General features: G+C 36.6%; 25 protein-coding genes, 2 tRNA genes and 1 rRNA gene. 17 read left to right on the top strand and 11 right to left on the bottom strand.

Annotation, left to right across the window (positions count from 1 at the left end):
• The 5 genes from OCV99_RS13580 to OCV99_RS13560 form a co-directional block, all read right to left on the bottom strand.
• A 16S ribosomal RNA gene (locus tag OCV99_RS13580) occupies positions 1-97 on the bottom strand; the annotation flags it as partial.
• A gap of 485 nt (positions 98-582) precedes the next feature.
• Positions 583-670 (bottom strand) — tRNA-Ser (locus OCV99_RS13575).
• A 162-nt stretch (positions 671-832) separates the two neighbouring features.
• Positions 833-1,555, bottom strand: a complete 723-nt coding sequence (locus OCV99_RS13570; protein ID WP_158371283.1) for a lysophospholipid acyltransferase family protein — start codon at positions 1,553-1,555, stop codon at positions 833-835.
• The gene (locus OCV99_RS13565; protein WP_158371282.1) at positions 1,552-2,103 is read right to left on the bottom strand and encodes a Fe-S-containing hydro-lyase; all 552 of its coding nucleotides are present in this window, start codon (positions 2,101-2,103) and stop codon (positions 1,552-1,554) included. Before OCV99_RS13565 ends, OCV99_RS13570 begins: the two co-directional genes overlap by 4 nt.
• A gap of 3 nt (positions 2,104-2,106) precedes the next feature.
• Entirely contained in the window at positions 2,107-2,949 is an 843-nt protein-coding gene (locus tag OCV99_RS13560; protein WP_158371280.1) for a fumarate hydratase, read from the bottom strand.
• A gap of 167 nt (positions 2,950-3,116) precedes the next feature.
• Here OCV99_RS13560 and OCV99_RS13555 point away from each other — a divergent pair, with 167 nt between their 5' ends.
• A complete protein-coding gene (locus tag OCV99_RS13555; RefSeq protein ID WP_158371278.1) occupies positions 3,117-3,572 on the top strand; it encodes a C-GCAxxG-C-C family protein in 456 nt (151 codons plus the stop codon).
• 63 nt (positions 3,573-3,635) lie between these two features.
• Positions 3,636-4,088 (top strand): superoxide dismutase family protein, encoded by a 453-nt coding sequence (locus OCV99_RS13550; protein ID WP_158371276.1) that lies wholly within the window; start codon positions 3,636-3,638, stop codon positions 4,086-4,088.
• Between the two features lie 67 nt (positions 4,089-4,155).
• On the opposite strand, the gene gyrA is transcribed toward OCV99_RS13550, so the two are convergent.
• From gyrA to dnaA, 6 genes are all read right to left on the bottom strand, one after another.
• Positions 4,156-6,642 carry a DNA gyrase subunit A gene (gene gyrA / locus OCV99_RS13545; RefSeq protein WP_158371275.1) on the bottom strand — a complete coding sequence of 829 codons (2,487 nt, stop codon included), beginning with the start codon at positions 6,640-6,642 and terminating at the stop codon, positions 4,156-4,158.
• 16 nt (positions 6,643-6,658) lie between these two features.
• Entirely contained in the window at positions 6,659-8,593 is a 1,935-nt protein-coding gene (gene gyrB, locus OCV99_RS13540; protein ID WP_158371273.1) for a DNA topoisomerase (ATP-hydrolyzing) subunit B, read from the bottom strand.
• A 9-nt stretch (positions 8,594-8,602) separates the two neighbouring features.
• The gene (gene recF, locus OCV99_RS13535; protein ID WP_158371271.1) at positions 8,603-9,688 is read right to left on the bottom strand and encodes a DNA replication/repair protein RecF; all 1,086 of its coding nucleotides are present in this window, start codon (positions 9,686-9,688) and stop codon (positions 8,603-8,605) included.
• On the bottom strand, positions 9,678-9,887 hold the full coding sequence (locus tag OCV99_RS13530; protein ID WP_158371269.1) for an RNA-binding S4 domain-containing protein: 210 nt from the start codon (positions 9,885-9,887) through the stop codon (positions 9,678-9,680). The genes recF and OCV99_RS13530 overlap by 11 nt, the downstream gene beginning before the upstream one ends.
• A gap of 8 nt (positions 9,888-9,895) precedes the next feature.
• A complete protein-coding gene (gene dnaN / locus OCV99_RS13525) occupies positions 9,896-11,002 on the bottom strand; it encodes a DNA polymerase III subunit beta (protein WP_158371268.1) in 1,107 nt (368 codons plus the stop codon).
• Positions 11,003-11,261: 259 nt separating this feature from the next.
• Positions 11,262-12,638, bottom strand: coding sequence for a chromosomal replication initiator protein DnaA (gene dnaA, locus OCV99_RS13520; protein ID WP_158371256.1), 1,377 nt, complete (start codon positions 12,636-12,638; stop codon positions 11,262-11,264).
• Positions 12,639-12,995: 357 nt separating this feature from the next.
• Here dnaA and rpmH point away from each other — a divergent pair, with 357 nt between their 5' ends.
• The 15 genes from rpmH to OCV99_RS13445 all read left to right on the top strand — a co-directional run bounded on the left by rpmH (position 12,996) and on the right by OCV99_RS13445 (position 26,799).
• Positions 12,996-13,130 (top strand): 50S ribosomal protein L34, encoded by a 135-nt coding sequence (gene rpmH / locus OCV99_RS13515; protein ID WP_158371255.1) that lies wholly within the window; start codon positions 12,996-12,998, stop codon positions 13,128-13,130.
• Between the two features lie 48 nt (positions 13,131-13,178).
• Positions 13,179-13,517 carry a ribonuclease P protein component gene (rnpA, locus tag OCV99_RS13510; RefSeq protein ID WP_158371253.1) on the top strand — a complete coding sequence of 113 codons (339 nt, stop codon included), beginning with the start codon at positions 13,179-13,181 and terminating at the stop codon, positions 13,515-13,517.
• A 16-nt stretch (positions 13,518-13,533) separates the two neighbouring features.
• Complete coding sequence (yidD, locus tag OCV99_RS13505; RefSeq protein ID WP_158371251.1) at positions 13,534-13,746, top strand: membrane protein insertion efficiency factor YidD; 213 nt, start codon at positions 13,534-13,536, stop codon at positions 13,744-13,746.
• A gap of 42 nt (positions 13,747-13,788) precedes the next feature.
• The gene (locus tag OCV99_RS13500; protein ID WP_158371249.1) at positions 13,789-14,865 is read left to right on the top strand and encodes a YidC/Oxa1 family membrane protein insertase; all 1,077 of its coding nucleotides are present in this window, start codon (positions 13,789-13,791) and stop codon (positions 14,863-14,865) included.
• A gap of 21 nt (positions 14,866-14,886) precedes the next feature.
• A complete protein-coding gene (jag, locus tag OCV99_RS13495; protein ID WP_158371247.1) occupies positions 14,887-15,708 on the top strand; it encodes an RNA-binding cell elongation regulator Jag/EloR in 822 nt (273 codons plus the stop codon).
• An 85-nt stretch (positions 15,709-15,793) separates the two neighbouring features.
• Positions 15,794-17,191 carry a tRNA uridine-5-carboxymethylaminomethyl(34) synthesis GTPase MnmE gene (gene mnmE, locus OCV99_RS13490; protein WP_158371245.1) on the top strand — a complete coding sequence of 466 codons (1,398 nt, stop codon included), beginning with the start codon at positions 15,794-15,796 and terminating at the stop codon, positions 17,189-17,191.
• Entirely contained in the window at positions 17,157-19,067 is a 1,911-nt protein-coding gene (gene mnmG, locus OCV99_RS13485) for a tRNA uridine-5-carboxymethylaminomethyl(34) synthesis enzyme MnmG (protein ID WP_158371285.1), read from the top strand. The genes mnmE and mnmG overlap by 35 nt, the downstream gene beginning before the upstream one ends.
• Positions 19,068-19,290: 223 nt before the next feature.
• Positions 19,291-20,004, top strand: coding sequence for a 16S rRNA (guanine(527)-N(7))-methyltransferase RsmG (gene rsmG, locus OCV99_RS13480; RefSeq protein WP_158371243.1), 714 nt, complete (start codon positions 19,291-19,293; stop codon positions 20,002-20,004).
• A 185-nt stretch (positions 20,005-20,189) separates the two neighbouring features.
• On the top strand, positions 20,190-20,948 hold the full coding sequence (locus OCV99_RS13475; protein ID WP_158371242.1) for a ParA family protein: 759 nt from the start codon (positions 20,190-20,192) through the stop codon (positions 20,946-20,948).
• A 19-nt stretch (positions 20,949-20,967) separates the two neighbouring features.
• Positions 20,968-21,852, top strand: a complete 885-nt coding sequence (locus tag OCV99_RS13470) for a ParB/RepB/Spo0J family partition protein (RefSeq protein WP_158371240.1) — start codon at positions 20,968-20,970, stop codon at positions 21,850-21,852.
• Between the two features lie 5 nt (positions 21,853-21,857).
• The gene (locus OCV99_RS13465; protein ID WP_158371239.1) at positions 21,858-22,394 is read left to right on the top strand and encodes a DUF4446 family protein; all 537 of its coding nucleotides are present in this window, start codon (positions 21,858-21,860) and stop codon (positions 22,392-22,394) included.
• A gap of 25 nt (positions 22,395-22,419) precedes the next feature.
• Entirely contained in the window at positions 22,420-23,709 is a 1,290-nt protein-coding gene (gene serS / locus OCV99_RS13460) for a serine--tRNA ligase (protein ID WP_158371237.1), read from the top strand.
• A 23-nt stretch (positions 23,710-23,732) separates the two neighbouring features.
• The gene (locus OCV99_RS13455; RefSeq protein WP_158371235.1) at positions 23,733-24,608 is read left to right on the top strand and encodes a DUF3881 family protein; all 876 of its coding nucleotides are present in this window, start codon (positions 23,733-23,735) and stop codon (positions 24,606-24,608) included.
• Between the two features lie 825 nt (positions 24,609-25,433).
• Positions 25,434-25,507, top strand: a tRNA-Arg gene (locus OCV99_RS13450).
• A gap of 326 nt (positions 25,508-25,833) precedes the next feature.
• Positions 25,834-26,799, top strand: coding sequence for a ParB/RepB/Spo0J family partition protein (locus OCV99_RS13445; RefSeq protein ID WP_055160129.1), 966 nt, complete (start codon positions 25,834-25,836; stop codon positions 26,797-26,799).
• Positions 26,800-26,810 lie beyond the last annotated feature (11 nt).

Below are 26,810 nucleotides of genomic sequence, written 5' to 3'. Positions count from 1 at the left end.
CTTTCCGAAGAAATCAATCAAAAGTGCTTCGTTCGACTTGCATGTGTTAAGCACGCCGCCAGCGTTCATCCTGAGCCAGGATCAAACTCTCGCATAAAAAGCTTAGGTCTGGTCTTTCACAGACCTTACCGTTTATGCGCTCCGCAGTTCTTGATTTGGTTTTTTCAAATCTTAGAACTGTCGGAGCAACACCTTTTATCCAAAGCCACACCTTTGCGCGGCTTTTTCTCAAGTTCAATTCCGTTCAGGAAAACTACTAGCTTTCCTATCCCGTTATTACTGTTTCTAGGTCGCATCCTCATGGATGCTTGTTCTCTGAATTTTCTCTTTTTAGAATTTTCAGGGTCGTTGTCTATTGTTCAGTTATCAAGGTTCCGTTTTGCTGTCTCACTGAGTCAGCTCAAACATAATATCATATTTTACATAGGCTTGTCAACAGTTTTTTTAAACTTTTTTAACTTTTTTTCAAACCTCTATATGATGGTGTCTTATTATAGAAGAAACTACTATATCTTCCATAAAGAAGTCACCTTACAAGGCAAATAAAAAACTACTGAAAATTTTCAGCAGTTCTTGCCTTAACGGAGAAAGAGGGATTTGAACCCTCGCGCCGGTCACCCGACCTACACCCTTAGCAGGGGCGCCTCTTCAGCCTCTTGAGTATTTCTCCAGCGAAGGTTATTATACTAAACCCTTCGCCAATTGTCAATGAATTTTTTCAATGTTTTACTGTAACAGTTCAGCCATGCACAAAATCACAAAAATCTAAGCTAAAACTTGTTTGAAAATGAAGATTCTTTGTGCACTTTGTATATAACTAAACTGCTGCGTTTTACTTGTATTGATGACAGTTCTTTTCAATAACCTCTTCAATCCTTCTTTTTACCTCTGCCGCAATCTCCGTTGTTTTCATATCTTTATACTCTTCATATAACATAGGCTTCAAAAAGTGTACCTGTACAGTTACCGGACTTATTGTATTAGTATCAAATGGCTTGAAAGAATCTATCAATGCTACCGGCACAATCGGGCATTTTGCTTTTGTCGCTGCTTTAAAGCTTCCTCCTTTAAAATTTCCAGGATGATTTCCATTTTTAGAACGTGTCCCTTCTGCAAAAATAATATAATTTCTTCCATTTTTCACTTCATTCGTAACATTTACAATAACCTGCATTGCCTGGCGTACGTCTTCTCTATCAATCATATATGCTTTCATACATGAAAATACTTGTTTCAAAAACTGAATATTTTCCACTTCTTTTTTTGCCACAACAGAAAATGGCCTCGGACATGCGTCCATGATTGCCAGTACATCATAAAGTCCCTGATGATTTGGAAAAAATATAAAACCATCTTTTGAGGGGATATTTTCCTGTCCATGTACATCTATTGTAACATTTCCGCCTTTATTTGCCCTACGTGTAATAAAGCGAAGCATTTTATAATGTTCTTCTTCTGTATATTTATCCACATGGTTTGCATGATAACATAATTTTATCCACATAATGGGGACAAGCAGTATATTACGAAAAACCATCATTAGTATTCTTTTCATTGTCTCTGGTACTCCTTAATTGCAGTTTCATAAAGATTATTTCCTTCGCAGTCTATTACTACAATAACCGGAAAATCTTCTACTTTTAACCGCCTGATTGCTTCTGTGCCTAAATCATCATAAGCAATTACTTCTGATTCTTTGATGCATTTAGACAATAATGCTCCTGCCCCTCCTATTGCCGCAAAATATACACTCCCATTTCTGATAATTGCATCCACTACTGCCTGATTTCGCTTTCCTTTCCCAATCATAGCTCCAAGTCCCATATCAAGAAGTTCTGGAGCGTATTTATCCATCCGGCTTGCAGTAGTAGGACCTGCCGATCCGATTGGTCTGCCTTCTCGCGCAGGTGATGGACCCATATAATAAATTACTTCATTTTCAATATTAAGAGGTAACTGTTCTCCTCTATGAATAGTTTCATCCATCCTTTTGTGCGCTGCATCACGAGCGGTATAAATAGTTCCTGTAATATATACATAATCCCCGGACTGCAGCTTCTTTGCCTCTTCTTTAGTAATTGGTGCCTGAATATGTCGTTCCATCTTCTATACCTCCCTGCTGATATGCCTGTTTACATGACAACATATATTCACCCCTACCGGAAGCCCTGCAATATGGGTTGGGTAAGTATTTATATTTACAGCAAGAGCTGTTGTTGTACCTCCTAACCCTCCTGGCCCTATTCCAAGACAATTGATATTTTCCAACATCTCATCTTCAAGATTTTTTACCCATTCAATATCAGAATGGCTTCCTACTTCTCTGGTCAAAGCTTCTTTTGCCATGAGCGCACATTTTTCAAATGTCCCGCCTATTCCTACGCCTATAACCATCGGAGGACATGCATTGGGTCCTGCATCTTTCACTGCCGTAAGAATTGCATTCTTCACACCTTCTATTCCATCTGCAGGCTTCAACATAAATACCCGGCTCATATTCTCACTGCCGAACCCTTTTGGAGCAACTTTAATTTTCACTTTATCTCCCGGAACTATATTGTAATGAATAACTGCAGGTGTATTATCTTTCGTATTTTCACGTAAAATAGGATCCTTTACTACAGATTTTCTCAAGAATCCTTCCACATATCCCTGACGGACTCCCTCATTTACTGCGTCTGTTAAATTTCCTCCTTCAAAGTGAATTTCCTGTCCCACTTCTAGAAAAACAACAGCCATTCCTGTATCCTGGCAAATTGGAATCATATCTTCTGCCGCTATTTTAAGATTATCCTGAAGCTGATTTAAAATCTGTTTTCCAAGGGGAGCTTTTTCATTATTAACAGCATTTTTCATTGCTATATCCATATCTTTTGACAGATAATGATTTACTTCTATACACATTTCTTTAATATTCTTTGTGATTACCTTTACATCTACTGTACGCATCTCTTTCCTCCAAAATTATGAATAGGATATTTCTGCCATATTTCTAAGTATAATAGGTAAATCTATCTATGTCAAAGTTCACTGCAATATTTTTTACTTTTCAATCTTTCTTTATTGATATAAAATGTTGTTATAAATAAAAATCATTTGATAAAGGAGGTCTGTTTATGACTACAGCAATAGACATGGATCAGCTTCGGAAAGACGCCGTAGAAATATTCAACGCCGGCTTTGCCTGTTCCGAATCTGTCATCTATGCCATTAGAAAAAACTTTGAAATTGATTTATCCGACGATGCAATCGCGATGAGTTCCGGATTTCCCTGGGGGCTCGGCGGCGGCGGATGCATCTGTGGAGCATTAGCGGGCGGAACCATGTGCCTTGGGTATTTTTTCGGAAGAAAAACACCCGGCGATCCCAAAATTACAAAATGCTTTCAGCTCACTAATGAATTGCACGATTATTTTAAAGAAACCTGCGGTGCTACATGCTGTCGCGTCCTTACCAGAGGAAAAGAAAAAAATTCACCGGAAAGGAAAGCACAATGTACACAATTTGTTTCTGATACAGTTACAAAAGTAGCTGAAATTATTATTCGTGAATTAAACAACGAAACTGCATAATTTCGTGTCACATTTTATTTCTGCGCATAAATTAATACATAAAATAAATTAGGAGCGCAGTATATGCAAAACAATCTTTCCTTAACATCTGATGCTTATGCATCCATAAAAGGAAGTTCTGCCTATCCCAATATACAAGGAGAGGTACATTTTTATGGTGTACATGGCGGAACTATTGTAACTGTCCATATTACCGGTCTTCCGGAAAATAGTTCCGGCAATTTTTATGGTTTTCATATCCATGAAGGCAGAAGCTGTACCGGTAATACTGCCGATCCTTTTAAAGATGCGGGAGGGCACTACAATCCGGAAAAGAAACCGCATCCTTATCATGTCGGTGATATGCCTGTACTTATGGGAAATAAAGGAATGGTATGGTGCGAATTCTACACAGATAGATTCTTCCCGGAAGACATCATTGGAAGAACAGTTATCATTCATGATATGCCTGATGATTTCAGAAGCCAGCCTTCCGGAGATTCCGGCACAAAAATAGGCTGTGGTGTTATAAAATAAAAAAATGCAGGATATAATTCATAATTATTCTTTTTCTGAATTATATCCTGCATTTTACTTTTTTTATTTATTTTTCTGATTCTTTAGAAACTTCTTCGTTACTTTCATCTTCATCGCCTTTTCTTACCTTTGCAATGCTCGCAACCGTAACTTCATTAGTCAGATTTATAAGCTTCACACCAGAAGTTACACGTCCTAATGTAGAAATATCTGCACATTTCATTCTTATAACGATTCCCTCTGTATTGATAATCATAATCTCATTATCATTATCCACAGCCTTAATACCAACTACGTTGCCTGTTTTTTCTGTAATCTTGTAACATTTTACACCCTTACCGCCTCGGTTCTGTCTGCCAAATTCTCCCATAAGAGTACGTTTTCCCATACCTTTTTCGGATACGATCAGCAAATGACTTCCCTGAGAATCAAGCTGCATGCCAATTACTTCGTCTCTGTCACCCAGATTCATGCCTCGCACTCCCATAGATGTCCTTCCTGTAGAACGAACATCTTTTTCGCTAAATCGGATGCAAAGACCATATTTTGTAACCATAATAATATCTCTGTTATTATCTGTATATTTTACTTCTATCAGTTCGTCCTCTTCTCTGAGAGTAATCGCTGCAAGGCCGGTTTTACGTACATTGGAAAAATCTGTAATAGGAGTCTTTTTCACAAGTCCCCTTCGGGTAGCCATGAAAAGATATTCCCCTTCTCTATATTCATCAATTGGTATTACCGCTGTAATCTTCTCCCCCGGCTGAAGCTGAAGAAGATTTATAATAGCTGTTCCTCTGGACGTTCTGCCTGCCTCCGGTATTTCATACGCCTTCATCCGGTATACCCGTCCTGTATTTGTAAAGAACATAATATAGTGATGAGAATGGGTCATAAATAATTCTTCTACATAATCTTCTTCCAGAGTCTGAATTCCCTTAATACCTTTACCTCCCCGGTGCTGTGCTTTAAAAGTATCATGAGACATCCTTTTTACATATCCCAACTTCGTCATAGTAATAACGACATCCTGTTTTGGAATCAAATCTTCTGTAGAAATATCAAATTCATCAAATCCGATTGATGTTTTCCTTTCATCTCCATACTTATTTTTAATTACAAGAATCTCTTCTTTAATTACGCCCAAAAGCAGCTTTCTATCTGCCAGAATTGCTTTCAATTCACCAATCCTCTTCATTAATTCCGCATATTCTGCTTCCAGCTTCTCTCTTTCCAGACCCGTAAGTGCACGCAGACGCATATCTACAATTGCCTGAGCCTGTACCTCAGATAAATCAAAACGCTCCATCAATTCTGATTTTGCTGTCTGTACATTTGCAGAACCTCTGATAATTTTAATTACTTCATCGATATTATCAAGGGCTATTAATAATCCCTGTAAAATATGGGCACGCTCTTCTGCTTTATTTAATTCATACTTCGTCCTTCTCGTTACTACCTCTTCCTGATGATTCAGGTAGTGATGCAGCATCTCAAGGATATTCATGACTTTCGGCTCATTTCCTACCAGAGCAAGCATAATAACACCAAAAGTATCTTGAAGCTGTGTATGCTTATAAAGCTGATTGAGCAGAACATTTGGATTAACATCCCTTCGGAGTTCAATACAGATTCTCATACCTTCACGGCTTGACTGATCGCTCAATTCCGTAATTCCATCAATCTTCTTATCTCTTACCAGTTCGGCAATCTTTTCAATGAGCCGTGCTTTATTTACCATAAAAGGAAGTTCCGTTACAATAATCCTGCTCTTACCATTTGGCATGGATTCTATATCAGTTACTGCACGTACTCTTATTTTTCCACGTCCTGTACGATAAGCTTCTTCGATACCTTTTTTACCGAGTATCACAGCTCCTGTCGGAAAATCCGGACCTTTGATAATCTCCAGAATATCTTCCATAGTCGTCTCGCCATTTTCATCAATCTGATCGTCTATAATTTTAACCACTGCATCAATAACTTCCTTCAGATTATGCGGCGGAATATTCGTAGCCATACCTACAGCAATACCCGAAGTTCCATTTACCAGAAGATTCGGAAAACGTGCCGGAAGAACAACCGGCTCTTTCTCTGTCTCATCAAAGTTTGGTGCGAAATCCACTGTATCTTTGTTAATGTCCGCCGTAAGCTCCATGGAAATCTTACTCAGCCGTGCCTCTGTATATCGCATAGCAGCCGCACCGTCCCCGTCCACAGAGCCAAAATTTCCATGTCCATCCACTAAAGGATATCTGGTAGACCATTCCTGCGCCATATTTACAAGAGCTCCATAAATAGAACTGTCTCCATGAGGATGATATTTACCCATAGTATCTCCAACAATACGCGCACATTTCCTGTGCGGTTTATCAGGACCATTATTCAGCTCTATCATAGAATATAAAATTCTTCTCTGAACCGGCTTTAAACCATCTCTTACATCCGGCAGTGCACGGGAAGCAATGACACTCATAGCATAGTCGATATAAGAAGTTTCCATTGTTTTCTTCAGATCCACTTCGTGGACTTTATCAAAAATATTATCTTCCATACTTTCTTACTTCCTCCTATACATCCAGATTCTTAACATATTTCGCATTTTCTTCAATAAATTCACGTCTTGGCTCTACCTTATCTCCCATTAAAGTAGTAAATGTAAGATCAAGCTCAGAAGTTGTCTCATCATCCATCGTTACACGCAGAAGAATCCGATGTTCCGGATCCATCGTCGTATCCCAAAGCTGCTCTGCATCCATCTCTCCAAGACCTTTATAGCGCTGAATCTTATTATTACTGTCTCTTCCTACTTCCTGAAGGATACTATCCAATTCGTCATCACTATAGGCGTACCATACTTTCTTATTCTTTTCCAGCTTATAGAGTGGAGGCTGTGCCAGATACACATATCCTTGTTTAATTAATTCCGGCATGAAGCGATATAAAAATGTAAGTAACAATGTACTGATATGTGCTCCGTCAACGTCCGCATCTGTCATAATAATAATTTTATGATACCTTAATTTTGAAATATCAAAATCATCATGAATCCCTGTTCCAAATGCAGTAATCATGGCTTTTATTTCTGCATTTGCGTAAATTTTATCTAATCTTGCTTTTTCTACATTCAAAATCTTTCCACGCAGCGGAAGGATTGCCTGTGTTGCTCTGTCCCTCGCTGTCTTTGCAGACCCACCTGCAGAATCTCCCTCAACAATGTATATCTCACATTTACTTGGATCTTTATCAGAACAGTCTGCAAGTTTTCCGGGAAGTGACATTCCATCCAGTGCTGATTTTCTTCTTGTCAGATCTCTTGCCTTTCTCGCAGCTTCTCTTGCCCGCTGCGCAAGTACTGATTTTTCAACTGTCATCTTAGCAACTGCCGGATTCTGCTCCAGATAAATTTCAAGCTGTCTGCTTACAACACTATCCACAGCTCCTCTTGCTTCACTATTCCCAAGTTTCTGTTTCGTCTGTCCTTCAAACTGAGGCTCTTCTATTTTCACACTGACAATCGCCGTAAGACCTTCCCGGATATCTTCACCGGAAAGATTTGGCTCACTGTCTTTTAGTAATTTATTTTTTCTTGCATAGTCATTAAAAGTCTTGGTCAATGCATTCCGGAAACCTACAATATGAGTTCCTCCTTCCGGAGTTGTAATATTATTTACGAAGCCATAAGTATTATCACTATAAGAATCATTGTGCTGCATCGCTACTTCTACCTGTACGTTATTCACTGTTCCTTCACAGTAAATAACATCTTCATAGAGAGCTGACTTACTCTTATTCAGATAGGTTACAAATTCCTTGATTCCTCCCTCATAATGGAAAGTTTTTTCTTTCACCCCATCTTCTTCTCTTTCATCCCTTAAGATGATTTTCAGTCCTCTGGTAAGAAATGCCATCTCCCGGAAACGCTGTTTCAATACATCATAATCAAAGACCGTTTCTTCAAATATCGTGCCATCCGGCATAAATGTAACCTTTGTCCCGGTCTTTCCCTCTTCACATTGTCCGACAATCTCTAATTTCTGAACGACTTTTCCACGCTCGTATCTCTGTTTATATACCTTTCCCTCATTACATATTTCTACTTCCAGCCAATCAGACAATGCGTTGACGACAGATGCACCTACACCATGAAGCCCGCCGGATACTTTATATCCCCCTCCTCCGAATTTTCCTCCCGCGTGAAGGACGGTAAATACAACTTCGACGGCAGGAAGACCTGATTTATGGTTAATTCCAACGGGAATCCCACGTCCATTATCGACTACAGTTACTGAATTGTCTTTATTTATTGTTATTACAATCGTATCACAGAATCCTGCAAGTGCTTCATCCACTGAATTATCTACAATCTCATAGACCAGATGATGGAGTCCCCGCGATGAAGTACTTCCAATATACATACCCGGCCGCTTTCTTACAGCTTCCAAACCTTCCAGAATCTGAATCTCGTCCGCACCATACTCATGTTGTACCTTCTCTGTACTCATATTCTCCTCCTAATTTTCTTTTACTACCTGTCCTTCCCGGACATGGAATATTTTGTTTATAGAAAATCTGTGATTTACAAACTCATCCACGCCTGTACAGGTAATCAAAGTTTGTATATCATTAATGCTGTCTAATAAATAGTTTTGCCTGTGTTTATCAAGTTCAGACAATACATCATCAAGTAAAAGAATCGGTTTATCCTTCGTTGCTCTTTTTACTAACTCTATCTCTGAAAGCTTTAAAGAAAGTGCTGCCGTCCTCTGCTGTCCCTGAGAACCAAATTTCCGGATATCTATATCCTCATTCAAAAAACAAATATCATCTCTGTGAGGACCGACGGATGTGCTTCTCATTCTAATATCTCTTTCTCTGCTCTTCTTCAACGCCTGCTCCAGCGCATAAATACCGATAGACGGCTCATACAATAGTTTTATCTTTTCTCTGCCTCCGGTAATTTTTTTATGTACTATAGAAATTATTTCATTTACTTGTTCTATAAATTTCTTTCTTCTTTCTATTATTTTAGTACCATATTCAATTAATTGTAAATCCCATATATCTAAAGTACCCAAAAGGTCTTCCTGATTACCAATATCTTTTAATAAATGATTTCTTTGATTTACAATACGATTATAATTAGCAAGATTTTTGAGATATACCTTATCAAGCTGTGATAATTCCAAATCCAGAAATCTTCTTCTTTCAGAAGGACCATTTTTTATAATATTCAGATCCTCCGGAGAAAAAAATACAATATTCACAATTCCGAACAATTCACTTGCTTTTTTGATTGGTATTTTATTAATAGCAATACCTTTCGGACTATTTTTTTTCAGATGCATATCAATCTGATAAGTAGTTCCATTTCTGTCGATGATTGCTTCTATATGTGATTCTTCTTCCCCAAATCGAATCATATCTCTGTCCTTAGTCCCACGATGAGACTTTGTAGTACCACACATATAAACAGATTCCAGGATATTTGTCTTTCCCTGGGCATTATCGCCATAGAAAATATTGGTTGATGGATCAAAATCCAAAGTCAATAAATCATAATTTCTGAAATTCTTCAATTTTAAAGACTTAATCTTCAATTTTTATCTCTTCCCCATCATAAGATACGATATCTCCGCCATATAATTTTTTTCCACGACGAGTTTCCGTAACTCCATTCACCTTTACCATTCCATCCTGAATTACTTCTTTTGCCTCTACTCCTGATTCTACAAGACCACACGCTTTTAAAGCCTGTCCAAGTTTGATAAATTCTTCTCTCAATTTTATAGTTTCCATCTGTTCTCCTATATTGCATTAAAATTAACCGGTAAAATTAAATAAATATAATTTTCATCTTCATCCTTAATAAAGCATGGAGCTTTTGCATTCATCAAATAAAGATCTACTTCTTCGTCATCAATAACACGGAGCGCATCAATCAAAAATTTGGGATTGAATCCTATCATTAAATCTTTTCCCTCTTTATTTATCACAATATCTTCGTTCATGGAGCCAAGCTGTGATTTAATTTTTAACTCCATAATTTCATCGCCTATATTAATGATAATCGGTTTTTTATCTCCTTCTTTTACCAAAAGAGTTGCTCTATCGATACAATTTAACAATTCTTTTTTATTTATCTTAACCTTCGTCTCATAGTCATTGGAAAGCATCTGATCAATTTTAAAATATTCTCCCTCAATTAATCTGGATACGACTACCGTCCTGTCGAATTCAAACACAATATGATTATTTGTAAAGTACATACATACTTCACTTTCTGCTTCTCCTGAAAGAATCTTGCTTACTTCCATAAGCGTTTTACCCGGGACTACAATTTTTTTGTCAGAATATTGCTGTTTTAATTCAATCTTACGAATAGAAAGTCTGTGTCCATCTAAAGAAACAACTCTCAAAATGTTATCATGAATTTCAAACAATTCACCAGTCATTAATTTATTACTTTCATTATCCGCTATGGAAAATATTGTCTGTCTTATTACTTCTTTTAATGTGAATTGTGATACTACTATAGTTTCGTTTTTTTCTATAATAGGCAGATAAGCAAAATCTTCTCCTGATTTACCTGAGATATTAAATTTAGCCTTTTCGCAGGTAATTGTTGTCTGAAGATTTTCATCAGTTTCTATTATAACATCATTATCCGGTAGTTTTCTTACGATTTCTGAAAATATTTTTGCATCTATGGCAATCATACCGTGTTTGATAATTTCTCCTTCTATTTCTGTCTGAATTCCTAATTCCATGTCGTTAGAAGTGAGCTTTATCACATCCATATTCGCGTCAATTAGTATACATTCCAGAATAGGCATAGTTGTTTTAGAAGGAACTGCCTTGGAAACAATATTTACACCTTTTACAAGATTCGATTTACTGCAAACAATTTTCATCTGTGTATAACTCCTTTCACACGCTGTGTTATATATATAAATATAAAAAATTCCGTCTTAGTAGTAGTAGGGGATGTGAATTCGTGGATAACCCCTCTGAACCCGCTAAATAAGGGAGGTTTCGGTTCTGAAAAGTATGTGGAAATGAAGAGAAAATTATGTGAGTGGATTGGGGAAAAAATTTGTCGTTTTTTGAAGAAATGTGTTTTCCACAATTATCCACAATCTAATCACAAGTTGTCCACATAGTTTTGAACATTTAAACAGGATTGATTTTTTTCTTTATTATATCGACGGTATTGTTTAATGTTTCATCTTTTTTTATTTCCGAAGCAATTTTATTAACGCCGTGATTAATAGTAGAGTGATCTTTTCCTCCCAGCATCAGACCAATAGACTTCAAAGGAGTATCGGTCATTGTGCGGCACAAATACATAAAAATTTGTCTTGGAAGAGCAATTTCTGCATTTTTTTTCTTACTCTTCAAGTCAGCAATGGAAACTCCGAAATGTTCAGAAACAATATCCAAGATTAATTCAGGAGTTACCGCTCTGTTATTTTCAGAAGAAATAATATCCTTCAGGGCTTCAGCAGCCAATGATATATTAATTTCTTTCTTATATTGCTCCAGCTTATAAAGAGCAATCAATTTATTAAGGGAGCCTTCCAGCTCACGAATATTTGTCTTAACATTCGAAGCGATGTATTGAAGTACATCATTGGGAATGTTATATTTCTCCAGATGATCTAATTCTATCTTTTTCTGCAGGATTGCCATCCTTGTTTCGTAATCAGGAGAAGAAATATCAGCAATAAGCCCCCATTCAAATCTGGTCCGAAGCCTTGCCTCCAGAGTCTCAATGTCTTTGGGAGGGCGGTCGCTTGAGATGATGATCTGCTTTCCTAAAGTATGCAGATGGTTAAAAGTATGGAAGAATTCTTCTTGCGTACTTTCTTTTCCAATCAGAAATTGGATATCATCAATAAGCAGGACGTCTATATTCCGGTATTTGTCACGGAAATCTGCCATGGATGTCTCTTTGCTGTTTTTCAGTGAAGCAATCAGTTCATTGGTAAAGGATTCGCTGGTTGCATATAAAACCTTTTTTTTCGGATTAATATCTAAAATATAATGCGCAATGGAGTGCATCAAATGTGTCTTTCCAAGTCCTACCCCTCCGTACAGGAATAGTGGATTATATACTTCTCCAGGAGATTCAGCTACTGCTACCGATGCAGCATGTGCAAAATTATTATTATTACCTACTACGAATGTATCGAAAGTATATTTTGGATTGAGTCCCGCTTTCTCGGCGGCAGATTTTGTTTTCTTTTTTTCTGCTGGTTTTGAAGATGTTTCGTCTATATCTCCCAGTCTGTCATCATCTTCCGCAATAAAAATAATATCAAATTCTGTTCCTGTTATTTCTGCGATAGCAACTTTAAGATGAAGCATATATTTTTTTTCTATGTAGTCAATACTTGCATTCATATTAACAAGAATATAGACAGTATTGTCTACAACCTTGTATACTTTTAAAGGTTTAATCCATGTTGTGAATGAAACATTGGATAAATCAAGTTCCACACGCAGATGTTCAATTATCTCCATCCATTTTTCTTCAACAATGTTCATAATTATTTTAGCTCCTGAATTGTATTGCATTTTGTTGGTATGCGTATTCTATTTTATTTTACATCAAAATAAATATTTAAGCAATGAAAAAAGAATGTGGATAACTTGTGAAAGAAGTAAAATAAGTAAAATATAGGAAAAAAGAAATGAAAAAAAACATAAAAAAGTAAGTTATCCACATGTTTTGATAAAGATATCCACAAAATGTTGATAAGTGTGTATAAGTGAAAAAGAAAAAATTAAGGAAATCCTTATATTTGCTTGACGTTTGGGCTTTTTTTTAATATAATTAGATGCGATGTCTTAAAGAGAAAAAGGGGACAAACCCATGTAAAATATAAGGGAGGTGGATTATCAATGAAAATGACATTCCAGCCAAAAAAGAGACAGAGATCTAAGGTTCATGGTTTCAGAGCAAGAATGAGAACAGCAGGTGGAAGAAAAGTGCTTGCAAGAAGAAGAGCAAAAGGAAGAAAACAATTATCAGCGTAGGCCGCATATATGTGGCCTTTTCTTCTATGAAAATCAGGGGAAAAAGTGATGAGATTTTCCGAATCTTTAAAAAAAAATAGTGACTTTCAGACAGTTTATAAAAAAGGAAATTCCAATGCGAACAAATATCTGGTAATGTATATAATGAAGAATGGAATTGGAAAGAACAGACTGGGAATTTCCGTAAGTAAAAAAGTAGGGAACAGCATAGTCAGACATAGACTGACTCGATTAATACGTGAAAGCTATCGGCTGCAAGAAGAAAAGTTTCCATGTGGATTAGACATTGTAATTATAGCAAGAAGTTCGGCAAAAGGGAAAAGCTATAAAGAGATAGAAAGTGCGCTTCTCCACCTGGGACGGCTTCATAAAATTATAAATGAATAAGATGGAGTGAAGGCTGATGAAAAGGGTATTGATAGGTTTCATAAGATTTTATCAGAAATATTTGTCAGGTGCGAAAGGATATTCTTCCTGCAAATATTATCCTACATGTTCCAGATATGCTATAGAGGCAATAGAAAAGCACGGGGCTTTTAAAGGAGGGATTCTTGCTGTATGGAGAATCCTGCGCTGTAATCCTTTTTCAAAAGGAGGGTATGACCCCGTTCCGTAATTTTATGAAACTTTATTAGATGCAATTGGAGGAATTAAAGAGATGGGTATATTATTAGCCGCAGAAAGAGCGACTACGGCAAGCTGGCCGATTGTAGGACAGATTGCGTGGTTACTGGGTAAAGTGATGAACTTTATCTATACGACATTAGACAATTTATTGCCGACAGACAATGGTCTGATAGGATGGTCAATTATTATATATACGATTTTTGTGTATACATTAATGATTCCACTTACTGTTAAACAGCAGAAAACATCGAAGATGACTTCTGTAATGAATCCTGAAATACAGGCGATCCAAAAGAAGTATAAGAATAAAAAAGATCAGGCCTCTATGGTGAAGCAGCAGGAGGAAATTCAACAAGTATACGATAAATATGGAACTTCTACAATGAGCGGATGTCTTCCATTACTGATACAGATGCCGTTACTTCTTGCTTTGTATCCGGTTATTTATGATATGGAAACTTATGTACCTGCTATTAAAAATGCAGGAGCAGAAGTACAAAAATTCCTGACAATACCAAATATGTCCATGTCACCCTGGGAAATTATTAAAGTAAGAGATACATTTGACATGGCGCCGTGGCTTATCGTTATCAGTTGTATTGCACTTCCGGTTCTTTCCGGTCTTACACAGTTTATAAGTATGAAGTTATCACAGTCAGCGTCAGGTCAGTTGGATAAAGATAATCCGATGGCAGGAACTATGAATACGATGAATCTGACAATGCCTATTTTTTCTGTATTTATGGTATTTACATTTTCATCAGGTATTGGTGTATACTGGGTTATAAGCGCGGTTGTACGTTGTGTGCAGCAGATATTTATTAATAAGCATCTGAGTAAAATTTCAGTAGAAGATTTGATCGAAAAAAACAGAGAAAAAGCTGCTAAGAAGCAAAGAAAACGTGGAGAAAAGGCTGAGAAGATCAATGAAATGGCACAGACGAATACAAGAAGTATTAAGAATACAGCAAAACAGTCCACAATAGCAGATGAAAAAAGGGAAGAAAAAGTAAGAGAAGCAGCCGAAAAGGCTATGAATGCGAAAGAAGGAAGTTTAGCTTCTAAAGCCAGCATGGTGAAGAAGTTTAATGAAAACAATAAGCGATAATAGATATGGAGGTAGTTTTAAATGGAAGAAATTACAGTATCTGCAAAAACATTAGATGATGCTATTACAGAAGCGTTGATTCAATTAGGAGTGACAAGCGACAAGTTAGACTATGATGTAATAGAAAAAGGAAGTTCCGGATTTCTTGGCATCGGAGCAAAACAGGCAGTAATCAAAGCGAGAAGAAAAGTTGAAGAAGAGCCTGTGAAAGAAGAAGTAAGAGAAGAAATAAAGAAAGAAACAAAAAAAGAAACAAAGAAAGAATTTAAGAAAGAAAATAAAAAAGATAATAGAAAAGATTTCAAAAAGGAGCCAAAGGCAAAGGAAGAGCCAAAAGCAGAACCCAGGAAAGAACCAAGAAAAGAAGCAGAACTCGCAAAGGTTGAGGATGCTACAATAAAAGCCTGTGAAGAATTTCTTCATAATGTATTAGATACGATGGGAATGAAAGTAGATATTACTTCAGAAGTAGATGAAGAAGGAGCTCTTAGTATCAATATGGATGGAGAGAACATGGGAATTCTTATCGGAAAGAGAGGACAGACGCTAGATTCTCTTCAGTATCTTACTAATCGTGTTGCCAATAAGACACAGGAAGGATATGTAAGAGTAAAGTTGGATACGGAAGATTATAGAAGAAGAAGAAAAGAAACTCTTGAGAATCTTGCAAAGAACATAGCACATAAAGTAAAGAGAACAAAAAAGACAATTTCTCTTGAACCTATGAATCCATATGAGAGAAGAATTATTCATTCTGCTCTTCAGTCAGACAGAAATGTTAAAACACACAGCGAAGGAGAGGAGCCTTACCGCCGCGTAGTTGTTACATTAGTAAGAAAGTAAAGATAAGGGGCTGTTGTAAAATCAGAAGTTTATTAACTGTCAGTTTTACAGCAGCCTGTTTTATTATAAGAAAGGTTGTAAATATATGAATCAGGATTTATCTCAAACGATTGCAGCAATTTCCACAGCAATGACAGAATCAGGAATCGGGATCGTTAGAATGAGCGGAGAAAAAGCATTTGCAATTGCTGACAAAATATATAAGAGTAAGAATGGAAAAAAGCTCTTATCACAGCAAAAATCTCACACCATTCATTATGGATATATTGTAGATGGAGAAGATACTATTGATGAAGTTCTGGTTATGTTGATGAGAGGTCCACATAGTTATACAGGAGAAGATACCGTTGAAGTGAATTGTCACGGAGGGATCCTTGTTGTTAAAAAAGTGTTGGAGACGGTAATTAAATACGGAGCAAGACCTGCACAGCCCGGAGAATTTACAAAAAGAGCTTTTTTAAATGGAAAAATGGACCTGTCGCAGGCAGAAGCAGTTATAGATATTATCCAGTCCAAAAATGAATATGCATTAAAGAGTTCTGTGAGTCAGTTAAAAGGGAATATAAAGAGTAAAATAAATGAAATACGAAGTGAAATCCTTTATCATACTGCATTTATAGAAACAGCTTTGGATGACCCGGAACATATTAGTGTGGATGGATATGGGGATAAATTAAAAGTAATTGTGGATAAGCATTTAAATGAGATTGAAAAATTACTTGCTTCGGCTGATGACGGAAGAATAATAAAGGAAGGAATTAATACGGTTATCCTGGGAAAGCCTAATGCAGGAAAATCTTCACTTTTAAATGTACTTGTGGGTGAAGAGAGGGCAATTGTAACAGATGTTGCAGGAACAACAAGAGATGTGATTCAGGAAACAATTAATCTGCAGGGAATATCTTTAAATATCATGGATACGGCAGGTATCAGAAGTACAGAGGATATTGTAGAAAAAATAGGAGTAGATAAGGCAATTCATCATGCGAAAGAAGCAGATTTGATTATTTATGTAATAGATGCATCAACAAATTTGGATGAAAATGATGATAAAATATTAAAAATAATAGAAGAAAAAAAGACTATTATCTTGTTAAATAAATCTGATTTAGATATGATGATAAGAAAAGAAGATATAGAACATATTTTGCCGGGAAAGGCTTTTGTTCCAATTATTGAAATTTCAGCAAGAAGCAAAAAAGGAATTCTTGAATTTGAGGATACTTTGAAAGAAATGTTTTATAAAGGAGATCTTTCTTTTAATAACGAAATTTATATCACGAATGTAAGACAAAAGACTGCTCTTCAGGATGCATATGAGAGTCTTATTAGAGTGAAAGAAAGTATAGAGAACGGAATGCCGGAAGATTTTTATTCCATTGATTTAATGGATGCATATGAATTTCTTGGAAGTATTACAGGAGAAACAGTAGGAGAAGATTTGATTGATGAGATATTCAGTAAATTCTGTATGGGAAAATAAAGATAAATATGATGTAGTTGTTATTGGAGCGGGACATGCGGGATGCGAGGCGGCTCTTGCAGCCGCACGGTTAGGATTTAGGACAATTGTGTTTACTGTTAGTGTAGACAGTATAGCTCTGATGCCCTGCAACCCTAATATCGGAGGAAGTTCTAAAGGACATCTGGTAAGAGAGGTGGATGCCCTTGGCGGAGAGATGGGAAAAGTAATAGACAGAACTTTTATTCAGTCAAAAATGCTGAATAAGTCAAAAGGGCCTGCGGTTCACTCACTTCGTGCCCAGGCAGATAAGGCTTTATATAGCCGGACAATGCGTCAGGTTCTGGAAGCGCAGGAAAATTTAGAGATTAAGCAGGCAGAAGTAGTAGATATACTAACAGAAAATCATGAAGTTACGGGTGTAATGACATTTTCAGGAGCAGTTTATCATTGCAAAGCGGTCATCCTTTGTACGGGAACTTATTTGAAAGCAAGATGTATATATGGAGAAGTTAGCAATAATACTGGTCCAAACGGATTACAGGCAGCAAATTATCTGACGGATTCATTAAAAGAACTTGGAATAAAGATGTACCGTTTTAAAACAGGAACACCGGCAAGAATTGATAAAAATTCTGTAGATTTTACAAAAATGGAAGAACAGTTTGGTGATGAAAGAATTGTGCCTTTTTCTTTTACTACGAATCCAGAAGATATACAAAAAGATCAGGCGTCATGCTGGCTTACTTACACAAATGAGAAAACTCACGATATAATTAGAGCTAATCTTGACCGCTCCCCTCTTTTTTCAGGAATGATAGAGGGTACAGGTCCGAGATATTGTCCGTCTATTGAGGATAAAGTAGTAAAATTTTCTGACAAAAATCGCCATCAGGTGTTTATTGAGCCTGAAGGACTGGAAACAAATGAAATGTATATTGGAGGAATGTCTAGTTCATTGCCTGAAGATGTACAATATGCAATGTACAGGACTGTGCCGGGTCTGGAACACGTAAAAATTGTAAGAAATGCTTATGCAATAGAATATGATTGTATCGATGCAAGACAATTAAAACCTACGCTGGAGTTTAAAAATATAAAAGGACTATTCAGTGGAGGACAGTTTAATGGAAGCTCGGGCTATGAAGAGGCTGCTGCACAGGGGTTAATTGCGGGGATTAACGCTGCAAGGATGCTTCAAGGAAAAGAAGGAATTATAATAGACCGATCCCAGGCCTATATAGGCGTTTTGATTGATGATCTTGTTACAAAGGAAAGTCATGAACCTTACCGGATGATGACTTCCAGAGCAGAATATCGTCTTCTTCTTCGTCAGGATAATGCGGATCAGAGACTTACGGAAATAGGATATGAAATAGGTCTTATTTCTCAGCAAAGATATGAGAGATTTTTGAAAAAAGAATCATATATTGAAAAAGAAATAAAACGCCTGGAGCATGTAAATGTAGGAGCAAATTCTGTTACAAAAGAATTGTTGGAAAAATACGGAAGTACCCCCTTAAATTCCGGGTCAACAATTGTAGAGTTAATAAGGCGTCCGGAGTTATCGTATGAGATATTAAAACCTCTGGATAAGGATAGACCTGAATTTCCTGAAGATATGGAAGAAGAAATTAAAGAACAAGTAGACATAAACATTAAGTATGATGGATATATAAAGAGACAGAAAAAACAGGTAGAACAATTTAAAAAGCTTGAGAGTAAAAAAATTCCTGAAAATATTGATTATGATAAAATTAAAAGTCTAAGAATAGAGGCTGTTCAAAAATTGAAAGAATTAAAACCTCTATCCATAGGACAGGCATCAAGAATTTCCGGAGTATCTCCTGCTGATATTTCAGTTTTATTGGTTTATCTGACAAGTCATCAATTATAATTTTTAAAAGGAAAAGGTTACTATTCACAGTCAATTTGAAATCCAATATGGATTTGTCGTGCTTGCACGTAAGAAGATATATTGGATTTCAAATCAGGACTGTGGAGCAGTCACCCCACTCGCATAAGCAGTCTTAGCTCCTTCAGGAGCGAGACTGGAGCATCGATGATGCGACGAGTGCGCATGTTGGTGGGGTGCTGTGAATAGTAACAGGAAAAGTTATATGAGTAAAATATTTGAAAGAAAGTTAAATGAATTAGGTGTTGAACTTACGGATAATATGAAGCGTCAGTTTGATATTTATTATGAAATGCTGACAGAATGGAATAAGGTAATGAATCTTACTGGAATAACAGAATATGAAGAAGTAAATGAAAAACATTTTATCGATAGCCTGTCAATTGTAAAAGTTATAGATATGTCTAAAATTGATAAAATAATTGATATAGGAACTGGTGCCGGTTTTCCTGGAATGCCATTAAAAATTGCATTTCCACATTTGAAAGTTACATTATTGGATTCATTAAATAAAAGAATAAAATTTCTGGATGCTGTGATAGATGAATTAAAATTAGAAGAGATAGAAACAATTCATGGTCGGGCCGAAGATTATGCAAGGAAGGAGCAATATAGGGAAAATTATGATTTATGTGTTTCCAGAGCTGTTTCTAATTTATCTACTTTGTCTGAATATTGTCTTCCTTACGTAAAAAAAGAAGGGGTATTCATTTCTTATAAATCAGGGGATATTGAGGAAGAATTATTAAAGTCAAAAAAGGCAATTCAGATACTTGGAGGAAGAGTAGAGGATGTCGTGAAATTCAGTCTTCCTGAGACAGATATTCATCGATCTTTTGTGAAAATAAGAAAAACATCTGCAACAAAGAATAAATATCCACGTAAAGCTGGTTTACCGGCAAAAGAGCCATTGTCATAATAACAATGGCTCTTTTTTAATGTTTCACGTGAAACATCGGAATTAGATTTTTACAACTTTGTGCATGGCTGATATTTTAAAAATGTTTCACGTGAAACATTTAGTAGATATTATCGTTAAGAAGTGCTATAATAGAATGGTGGCAATAAAAACAAAGAAAATAAAGCTTGAAAGGTGAGTATAATATGGGAAGGATTATAGCAATTGCCAATCAAAAGGGCGGAGTGGGAAAGACTACTACCGCAATAAACTTATCGGCATGTTTAGCTGAAAAGGGACAAAAAGTTTTAGCTGTTGATATCGATCCACAAGGAAATATGACAAGTGGCCTTGGACTGGAAAAAGAAGCAGTTGATAAAACTATATATGATTTGATGATTGGCGAAGCAACAATCGAAGATGTAATATATAAAGAGGTAATAGAAAATCTTGATATATTACCAACGGATATTAATTTATCCGGGGCAGAAATTGAATTGATTGGTACAGATAATAAGGAGTTTATTATAAGAAATGAAGTACATAAGGTGAAAGAAGAATATGATTTTATTATTATTGACTGTCCTCCGTCATTAAGTGTACTGACAATCAACGCAATGACTACGGCAGATACAGTGTTAGTTCCAATTCAATGTGAATATTACGCGTTGGAGGGATTAAGTCAGTTGATTCATACAATTGAATTAGTGAAAGAGCGCTTAAATCCCGGATTAGAAATGGAAGGGGTTGTGTTTACTATGTATGATGCAAGAACGAATCTGTCATTACAAGTGGTCGAAAATGTCAAAGATAATCTAAATCAAACTATTTATAAGACTATTATTCCAAGAAATATAAGATTAGCAGAAGCACCAAGTTATGGAATGCCGATTAACAAATATGATTCAAAATCAACAGGGGCTGATAGCTACAGAAGATTGGCGGAAGAAGTGATAAATAAATAGTAAATTCGGAGGATATAATATGGCAGTAAAAAAGAAAGGTTTGGGAAAAGGACTTGACAGTTTGATTCCTGATAATAAAATAGAAGTTAAGACATCTGTCCCAAATGCCGGTGGCGAGCAAATGATGAAAATAAACATGGTTGAGCCTAACAGAGAACAACCCAGAAGAAATTTTGAAGAAGATTCTTTATTAGAACTCGCCGATTCAATTAAGCAGTTTGGTGTATTACAACCTTTAATTGTAAGAAAGAGAAAAGACTATTATGAAATCATTGCCGGAGAACGACGCTGGCGTGCAGCTAAAATGGCAGGAGTTAAAGAAATTCCGGTTATCATTAAAGACTTTACGGAGCAAGAAGTATTAGAAATAGCCCTGATTGAAAATATACAGAGAGAAGATCTTAATCCGATTGAAGAGGCAATGGCATTTAAAAGACTTCTGACTGAATTTAATTTAAAACAAGATGAAGTAGCGGAACGTGTCTCTAAGAGTAGGACGGCGGTCACAAATTCTATGCGTCTTTTGAAATTGGCCGAAAAAGTGCAGCAGATGGTTATTGATGATATGATTACAACCGGGCATGCCAGGGCACTTTTAGCAATTGAAGATCCAGAATTACAATACAATCTTGCTAATAAAATTTTTGATGAAAAATTAAGTGTACGTGAGACGGAAAGTCTGGTAAAATCAATAAAGAACCCAAAAGAACCAAAGCAAAAGAAAATGGTAAAGAATGCATTTATATATGAAGATTTGGAAGATAAGATGAAACAAGTACTTGGAACTAAAGTAAATGTATTGGCGAAAGGAAATGGTAAAGGCAGAATTCAGATAGAATATTATTCTGATGCAGAATTAGAAAGAATGTTTGAAATGATTATGTCACTTCAGAAAGGAGAATAGAATATATGGAAAGTAGTATACTTGCAAAGCTTGGATTTGATCCAGCGTATATTTTCCTTTTTTTAATAGCGTTGATTATTATTTTATTTGTATTATACGTAAATCTATCATTAAAATATGATAGATTAAAAAATAGCTACGGCGCGTTTATGAAAGGGAAAAATGGTAAGAATTTAGAGGAAAGTATTTTAGACAGGTTTGTTGAAATAGATACACTTGCTAAGATTACAAAACAGAATCGTCAGGAAGTAAAAGAATGCAGCCGTAAATTCAATAATACTTTACAGAAAGTAGGAATTGTAAAGTATGACGCTTTTAATGAAATGGGTGGAAAGTTAAGTTTTGCAATAGCAATATTGGATGGAAAAAATAATGGGTATATAATGAATGCCATGCATAGCCGGGAAGGTTGTTACACATATATGAAAGAAATTGTGGGTGGCGAAAGTTATGTCGAATTGTCTGAGGAAGAGTCAGAAGCATTAGACAGAGCCATTTTCAGCGAGGCATATGATATGGAAGTAAAAGACACGATAGATTAAAAAAGAATGAGTATGAGGTGGAAAAATGTTAGATATTAAATTTGTTAGAATGAATCCGGATGTGGTAAAAGAAAATATTAAAAAGAAATTCCAGGATGATAAACTTCCATTAGTGGACGAGGTATTGGAATTAGATCAGAAGAATAGAGATATAAAGCAGGAAGTTGAAGCACTTCGGGCAGATAGAAATAAGATTTCTAAGCAGATTGGTGCATGCATGGCACAGGGAAAGAAAGAAGAAGCTGAAGAACTGAAAAAACAGGTGCAGGCAAATGCTGACCGTGTAGAAACATTGTCGGCTGAAGAAAAAGATGTAGAAGCAAGAATTAAGAAAATCATGATGACGATTCCCAATATTATTGATCCTTCTGTTCCAATCGGAAAAGATGACAGTGAAAATGTGGAAATTGAGAAATTCGGCGAGCCGGTAGTGCCGGAATATGAAATTCCATATCATACAGAAATCATGGAATCTTTTAATGGAATTGATCTTGAAAGTGCCGGAAAAGTAGCGGGAAATGGATTCTATTATTTGATGGGAGATATTGCGAGACTTCATTCAGCGGTTATTTCCTATGCACGTGATTTTATGATTGACAGGGGATTTACTTATTGCGTTCCTCCTTTTATGATTAGAAGTAATGTCGTAACAGGTGTTATGAGCTTCGCAGAGATGGATGCAATGATGTATAAGATTGAAGGAGAAGACCTGTATTTAATAGGCACAAGTGAGCATTCTATGATTGGTAAATTCATTGATACGATGCTTACAGAAGATCAGCTTCCGCAGACTTTAACAAGTTATTCTCCTTGTTTTAGAAAAGAAAAAGGAGCCCATGGTATTGAAGAACGAGGGGTATACCGAATTCATCAATTTGAAAAACAAGAGATGATTGTTGTATGTAAGCCGGAAGAAAGTAAAATTTGGTATGATAAATTATGGCAGAATACCGTAGACTTGTTCCGTTCCCTGGACATTCCGGTACGTACTTTAGAGTGTTGTTCCGGAGATTTGGCAGACCTGAAAGTAAAATCCTGTGACGTAGAAGCATGGTCACCAAGACAGAAGAAATACTTTGAAGTAGGAAGTTGTTCCAATTTAGGAGATGCACAGGCAAGAAGACTGGGAATCCGTGTAAAAGGCGAAGATGGAAGCAAATATTTTGCACATACCCTTAACAATACAGTAGTTGCTCCACCGAGAATGTTGATTGCATTTTTGGAAAATAATCTTCAGGAAGATGGTTCTGTATTGATTCCAAAGGTTCTTCAACCATATATGGGTGGAATGAGTAAAATTGAAAAGAAAAAATAAATTCATATTTTAAGGAAAAGCGTATGCATAAATATTTAAAAGCTATTGGATATGGCAACATCACTTCACAAAAACAGTTGAATGAATTTCTAAAAAAAGCAGAGGAGACATTTTCCAATCATGAAATAGTAGCAATGGAAGAAGAATTGGATTTTTGTGAGTATCAGAAAGAATGTGGCGCCGGGATTGGAATCAATTTGTGCGGAAGTCTTGATATTCGCGATAATTTTGAAAGACAGTATTATTCTCCCTACTTTATAGGAAGCGGAATTACAACATTTGCAGATGTAATTGTAGAACGTCGAATGGACAGAGATGCGTATGTAGGAATTTGTGAAGATTTGAAAGTGGGAATCAGCCTGATTTTTTATCTGCAGAATACATTAGAATATTTAATTGAAAGCAGATTTCATTCCCGGGAGGTTGCTCCTGTGTCCGTAACTTTTGCGGGACTTTGTAACGGGGGTACTATTTTACTGCCGATTATGAAGAATGAAGAGCAAGAAAAAATGCGAAAAAAGGAACTGAAGAATAGGAAGATGCTGCTGAGTGCTGCTAAGAATGGCGACCAGGTTGCGATGGAAAGTCTTACGCTTGAAGATATTGATACTTATTCAAAAGTTTCTCAGAGATTAATTACAGAAGATGTTTTCAGTATTGTGGATACATATTTTATGCCGTACGGGATAGAATGTGATCGATATTCCATCTTAGGAGAAATATTGGAAATGCATACAATTCAGAACGAAGATACAGGAGAAGAATTGTATGTTATGAGACTAGAAGTTAATGAACTGGAATTTGATGTGTGTGTTCCTATAAAAAATGTAATAGGGGAACCTGCTGTAGGACGTCGATTTAAAGGGAATATTTGGCTTCAGGGACGATTAAACTTTTAAGATGTGAATGGTAACGACTAATAACTTTAGGATAATAGGAGACGGGAAAATTTACTCGTCTCCTATTGATTTTCTGGTTATAAAATGGTAGAATAAATAAACGTGAGATAATTAGAACAAAGTGATTGAGAAAAGCGAGGTAAGCAAAAAATCGGTGATGTCCTCTTAGTTTAACGGATAAAACAAGCGCCTCCTAAGGTTACGTTACAACGGCCACCGGAGAAAAATTGAATATGGGATTGCAGTTCGACTTTCGTCGGGCTATAATCATAGATGACCATACGTCGCTATAGCTCAGTTGGATAGAGCGACCGCCTCCTAAGAGAAAGCCGAGGCATTCCCCAAAGGGAAAAATGAAAAACAACTTTCAGTTCGAATCTATTCTGAAAAATGCTAATGGTGACAACAAAGCATTCCCCAAATTGGGGAACGTTCTAATGTTACCAAATCAAAAAAATCTGTAGATTGACAACTCGAAATAGAGTTGATAATCTTATATATGGCCGAAGGGAAAAATCCCAGAAACCCAGTAAAATCAAGGGTTTGCGGCATGTGTCGTCATAGCTCAGCTGGATAGAGCACTCGCCTCCTAAGAGAAAGCCGAGGCATTCCCCAAAGGGAAAAATGAAAAACAACTTTCAGTTCGAATCTATTCTGAAAAATGCTAATGGTGACAACAAAGCATTCCCCAAATTGGGGAACGTTCTAATGTTACCAAATCAAAAAAATCTGTAGATTGACAACTCGAAATAGAGTTGATAATCTTATATATGGCCGAAGGGAAAAATCCCAGAAACCCAGTAAAATCAAGGGTTTGCGGCATGTGTCGTCATAGCTCAGCTGGATAGAGCACTCGCCTCCTAAGCGAGGGGTCGGAGGTTCAAATCCTCTTGGCGACGGGCTTCAAAGCGTTCGAAAATGTTAGCTGGATTAGCTGACAGCGAACGCTTTTGTTATTTTCTAATCACGTTCGTGACACAAAATTCCATTCAAAATGATCAATTTCCAGCTAACGCAATCCGATTTTTGTTAGCTGACAGCTAATCAAAATTACCGGTTTGCAAACATGGGTTTTAAGAAGTCCAGCTAACATTTGGGTTCCGCTCCGTTGTCACCCCTTATTCGGGGATGTAAATCAGAGAAAAGGCGGGAAAAGAAACAATCTCTCCCAAACCTGCAAACTGGAATTAGCTGAAACAGTATTCAATTCTATTAGCTGTAGCTAATGGTCAAACAGCAATGTCTGTTTGGAACTTTACTATCTATAAAAGTTCCAGGCAGGCATTTTTTATTTCCTGAATCCTGGAGGAAAGGAGTCAAGATGACTGAGCCAAACAGACAATCAGGAGAAAACGAAGAAAGAATCATAGAAATTGAGATTGAGCGTCTTCGTCCGTTCAAAGAGCACCCGTTTCAGGTAAAAGATGATAAGGAAATGTTTCTTTTGCAGGAAAGCATTGAGAAGTATGGAATTTTAAATCCGCTGATCGTCAGACCAGTACCGGATGGATACTATGAGATCATATCCGGTCACAGAAGAAAACATGCTGCGGAGAAACTGGGATACCGTAAAGTACCGGTAATCATCCGGGTATTAAGTGAAGATGATTCCATCTTGAGCATGGTAGATTCCAATCTTCACAGAGAACGGATCAGCTACAGTGAAAAAGCTTTTGCTTACAAACTGAAGAATGACGTATTAAAAAGAAAAAGTGGTCGAAAAAAGAGCCAAGTTGACCACAAAACACCAAGAAAGCGGGCAATAGAAATCATCAGTGAAGATTGTGGTGATAGCCCAAAACAAGTGCAGCGTTATATTTCACTGACAAAACTGATACCGGAAATGTTGCAGAAACTGGATGATGAGATTATTTCTTTTTGTCCGGCTGTAGAGATAGCTGCATTAAGTGAAAAAGAACAAAGAGAACTGCTTGTAGCAATGGAGTATGCACAGGCAATCCCATCACTCTCACAGGCCCAGAGGATTCGGCAACTGAGTAAAGAAAAACAGTTGTCACTGGAAAAGATGGAAGAGATCATGTGTGAAGTGAAAAAGGGTGAGATCACAAGAGTGGCATTCACAAACGAGCAGTTGCACAAGTATTTTCCAAATTCTTATACACCGGCAATGATGAAGCGGGAAATACTGGCACTGTTGAAATTATGGAAAAAAGAATCATGGGAAAGTTAAAGGAGGAAGAA

It is taken from the genome of Dorea acetigenes (genome assembly GCF_025567385.1).
GTDB lineage: Bacteria > Bacillota > Clostridia > Lachnospirales > Lachnospiraceae > Claveliimonas > Claveliimonas acetigenes.
The sequence above is the reverse complement of the archived record's forward strand: the minus strand, read 5'-3'. Positions and strand labels throughout refer to the sequence as shown.

Excerpts from the sequence above, each read along its gene's own strand:
- OCV99_RS13560 (WP_158371280.1), bottom strand. The coding sequence starts at position 2,949 with ATGCGTACAGTAGATGTAAAGGTAATCACAAAGAATATTAAAGAAATG.
- gyrA (WP_158371275.1), bottom strand. The coding sequence starts at position 6,642 with ATGGAAGATAATATTTTTGATAAAGTCCACGAAGTGGATCTGAAGAAA.
- dnaA (WP_158371256.1), bottom strand. The coding sequence starts at position 12,638 with ATGAACATTGTTGAAGAAAAATGGATGGAGATAATTGAACATCTGCGT.
- OCV99_RS13455 (WP_158371235.1), top strand. The coding sequence starts at position 23,733 with ATGCATAAATATTTAAAAGCTATTGGATATGGCAACATCACTTCACAA.
- jag (WP_158371247.1), top strand. The coding sequence starts at position 14,887 with ATGGAAGAAATTACAGTATCTGCAAAAACATTAGATGATGCTATTACA.
- OCV99_RS13565 (WP_158371282.1), bottom strand. The coding sequence starts at position 2,103 with ATGGAACGACATATTCAGGCACCAATTACTAAAGAAGAGGCAAAGAAG.
- OCV99_RS13500 (WP_158371249.1), top strand. The coding sequence starts at position 13,789 with ATGGGTATATTATTAGCCGCAGAAAGAGCGACTACGGCAAGCTGGCCG.
- mnmE (WP_158371245.1), top strand. The coding sequence starts at position 15,794 with ATGAATCAGGATTTATCTCAAACGATTGCAGCAATTTCCACAGCAATG.
- gyrB (WP_158371273.1), bottom strand. The coding sequence starts at position 8,593 with ATGAGTACAGAGAAGGTACAACATGAGTATGGTGCGGACGAGATTCAG.
- OCV99_RS13530 (WP_158371269.1), bottom strand. The coding sequence starts at position 9,887 with ATGGAAACTATAAAATTGAGAGAAGAATTTATCAAACTTGGACAGGCT.
- serS (WP_158371237.1), top strand. The coding sequence starts at position 22,420 with ATGTTAGATATTAAATTTGTTAGAATGAATCCGGATGTGGTAAAAGAA.
- OCV99_RS13470 (WP_158371240.1), top strand. The coding sequence starts at position 20,968 with ATGGCAGTAAAAAAGAAAGGTTTGGGAAAAGGACTTGACAGTTTGATT.
- OCV99_RS13475 (WP_158371242.1), top strand. The coding sequence starts at position 20,190 with ATGGGAAGGATTATAGCAATTGCCAATCAAAAGGGCGGAGTGGGAAAG.
- OCV99_RS13550 (WP_158371276.1), top strand. The coding sequence starts at position 3,636 with ATGCAAAACAATCTTTCCTTAACATCTGATGCTTATGCATCCATAAAA.
- rnpA (WP_158371253.1), top strand. The coding sequence starts at position 13,179 with ATGAGATTTTCCGAATCTTTAAAAAAAAATAGTGACTTTCAGACAGTT.
- OCV99_RS13465 (WP_158371239.1), top strand. The coding sequence starts at position 21,858 with ATGGAAAGTAGTATACTTGCAAAGCTTGGATTTGATCCAGCGTATATT.
- OCV99_RS13570 (WP_158371283.1), bottom strand. The coding sequence starts at position 1,555 with ATGAAAAGAATACTAATGATGGTTTTTCGTAATATACTGCTTGTCCCC.
- OCV99_RS13445 (WP_055160129.1), top strand. The coding sequence starts at position 25,834 with ATGGTCAAACAGCAATGTCTGTTTGGAACTTTACTATCTATAAAAGTT.
- yidD (WP_158371251.1), top strand. The coding sequence starts at position 13,534 with ATGAAAAGGGTATTGATAGGTTTCATAAGATTTTATCAGAAATATTTG.
- mnmG (WP_158371285.1), top strand. The coding sequence starts at position 17,157 with ATGAGATATTCAGTAAATTCTGTATGGGAAAATAAAGATAAATATGAT.
- OCV99_RS13555 (WP_158371278.1), top strand. The coding sequence starts at position 3,117 with ATGACTACAGCAATAGACATGGATCAGCTTCGGAAAGACGCCGTAGAA.
- rsmG (WP_158371243.1), top strand. The coding sequence starts at position 19,291 with ATGAGTAAAATATTTGAAAGAAAGTTAAATGAATTAGGTGTTGAACTT.
- dnaN (WP_158371268.1), bottom strand. The coding sequence starts at position 11,002 with ATGAAAATTGTTTGCAGTAAATCGAATCTTGTAAAAGGTGTAAATATT.
- rpmH (WP_158371255.1), top strand. The coding sequence starts at position 12,996 with ATGAAAATGACATTCCAGCCAAAAAAGAGACAGAGATCTAAGGTTCAT.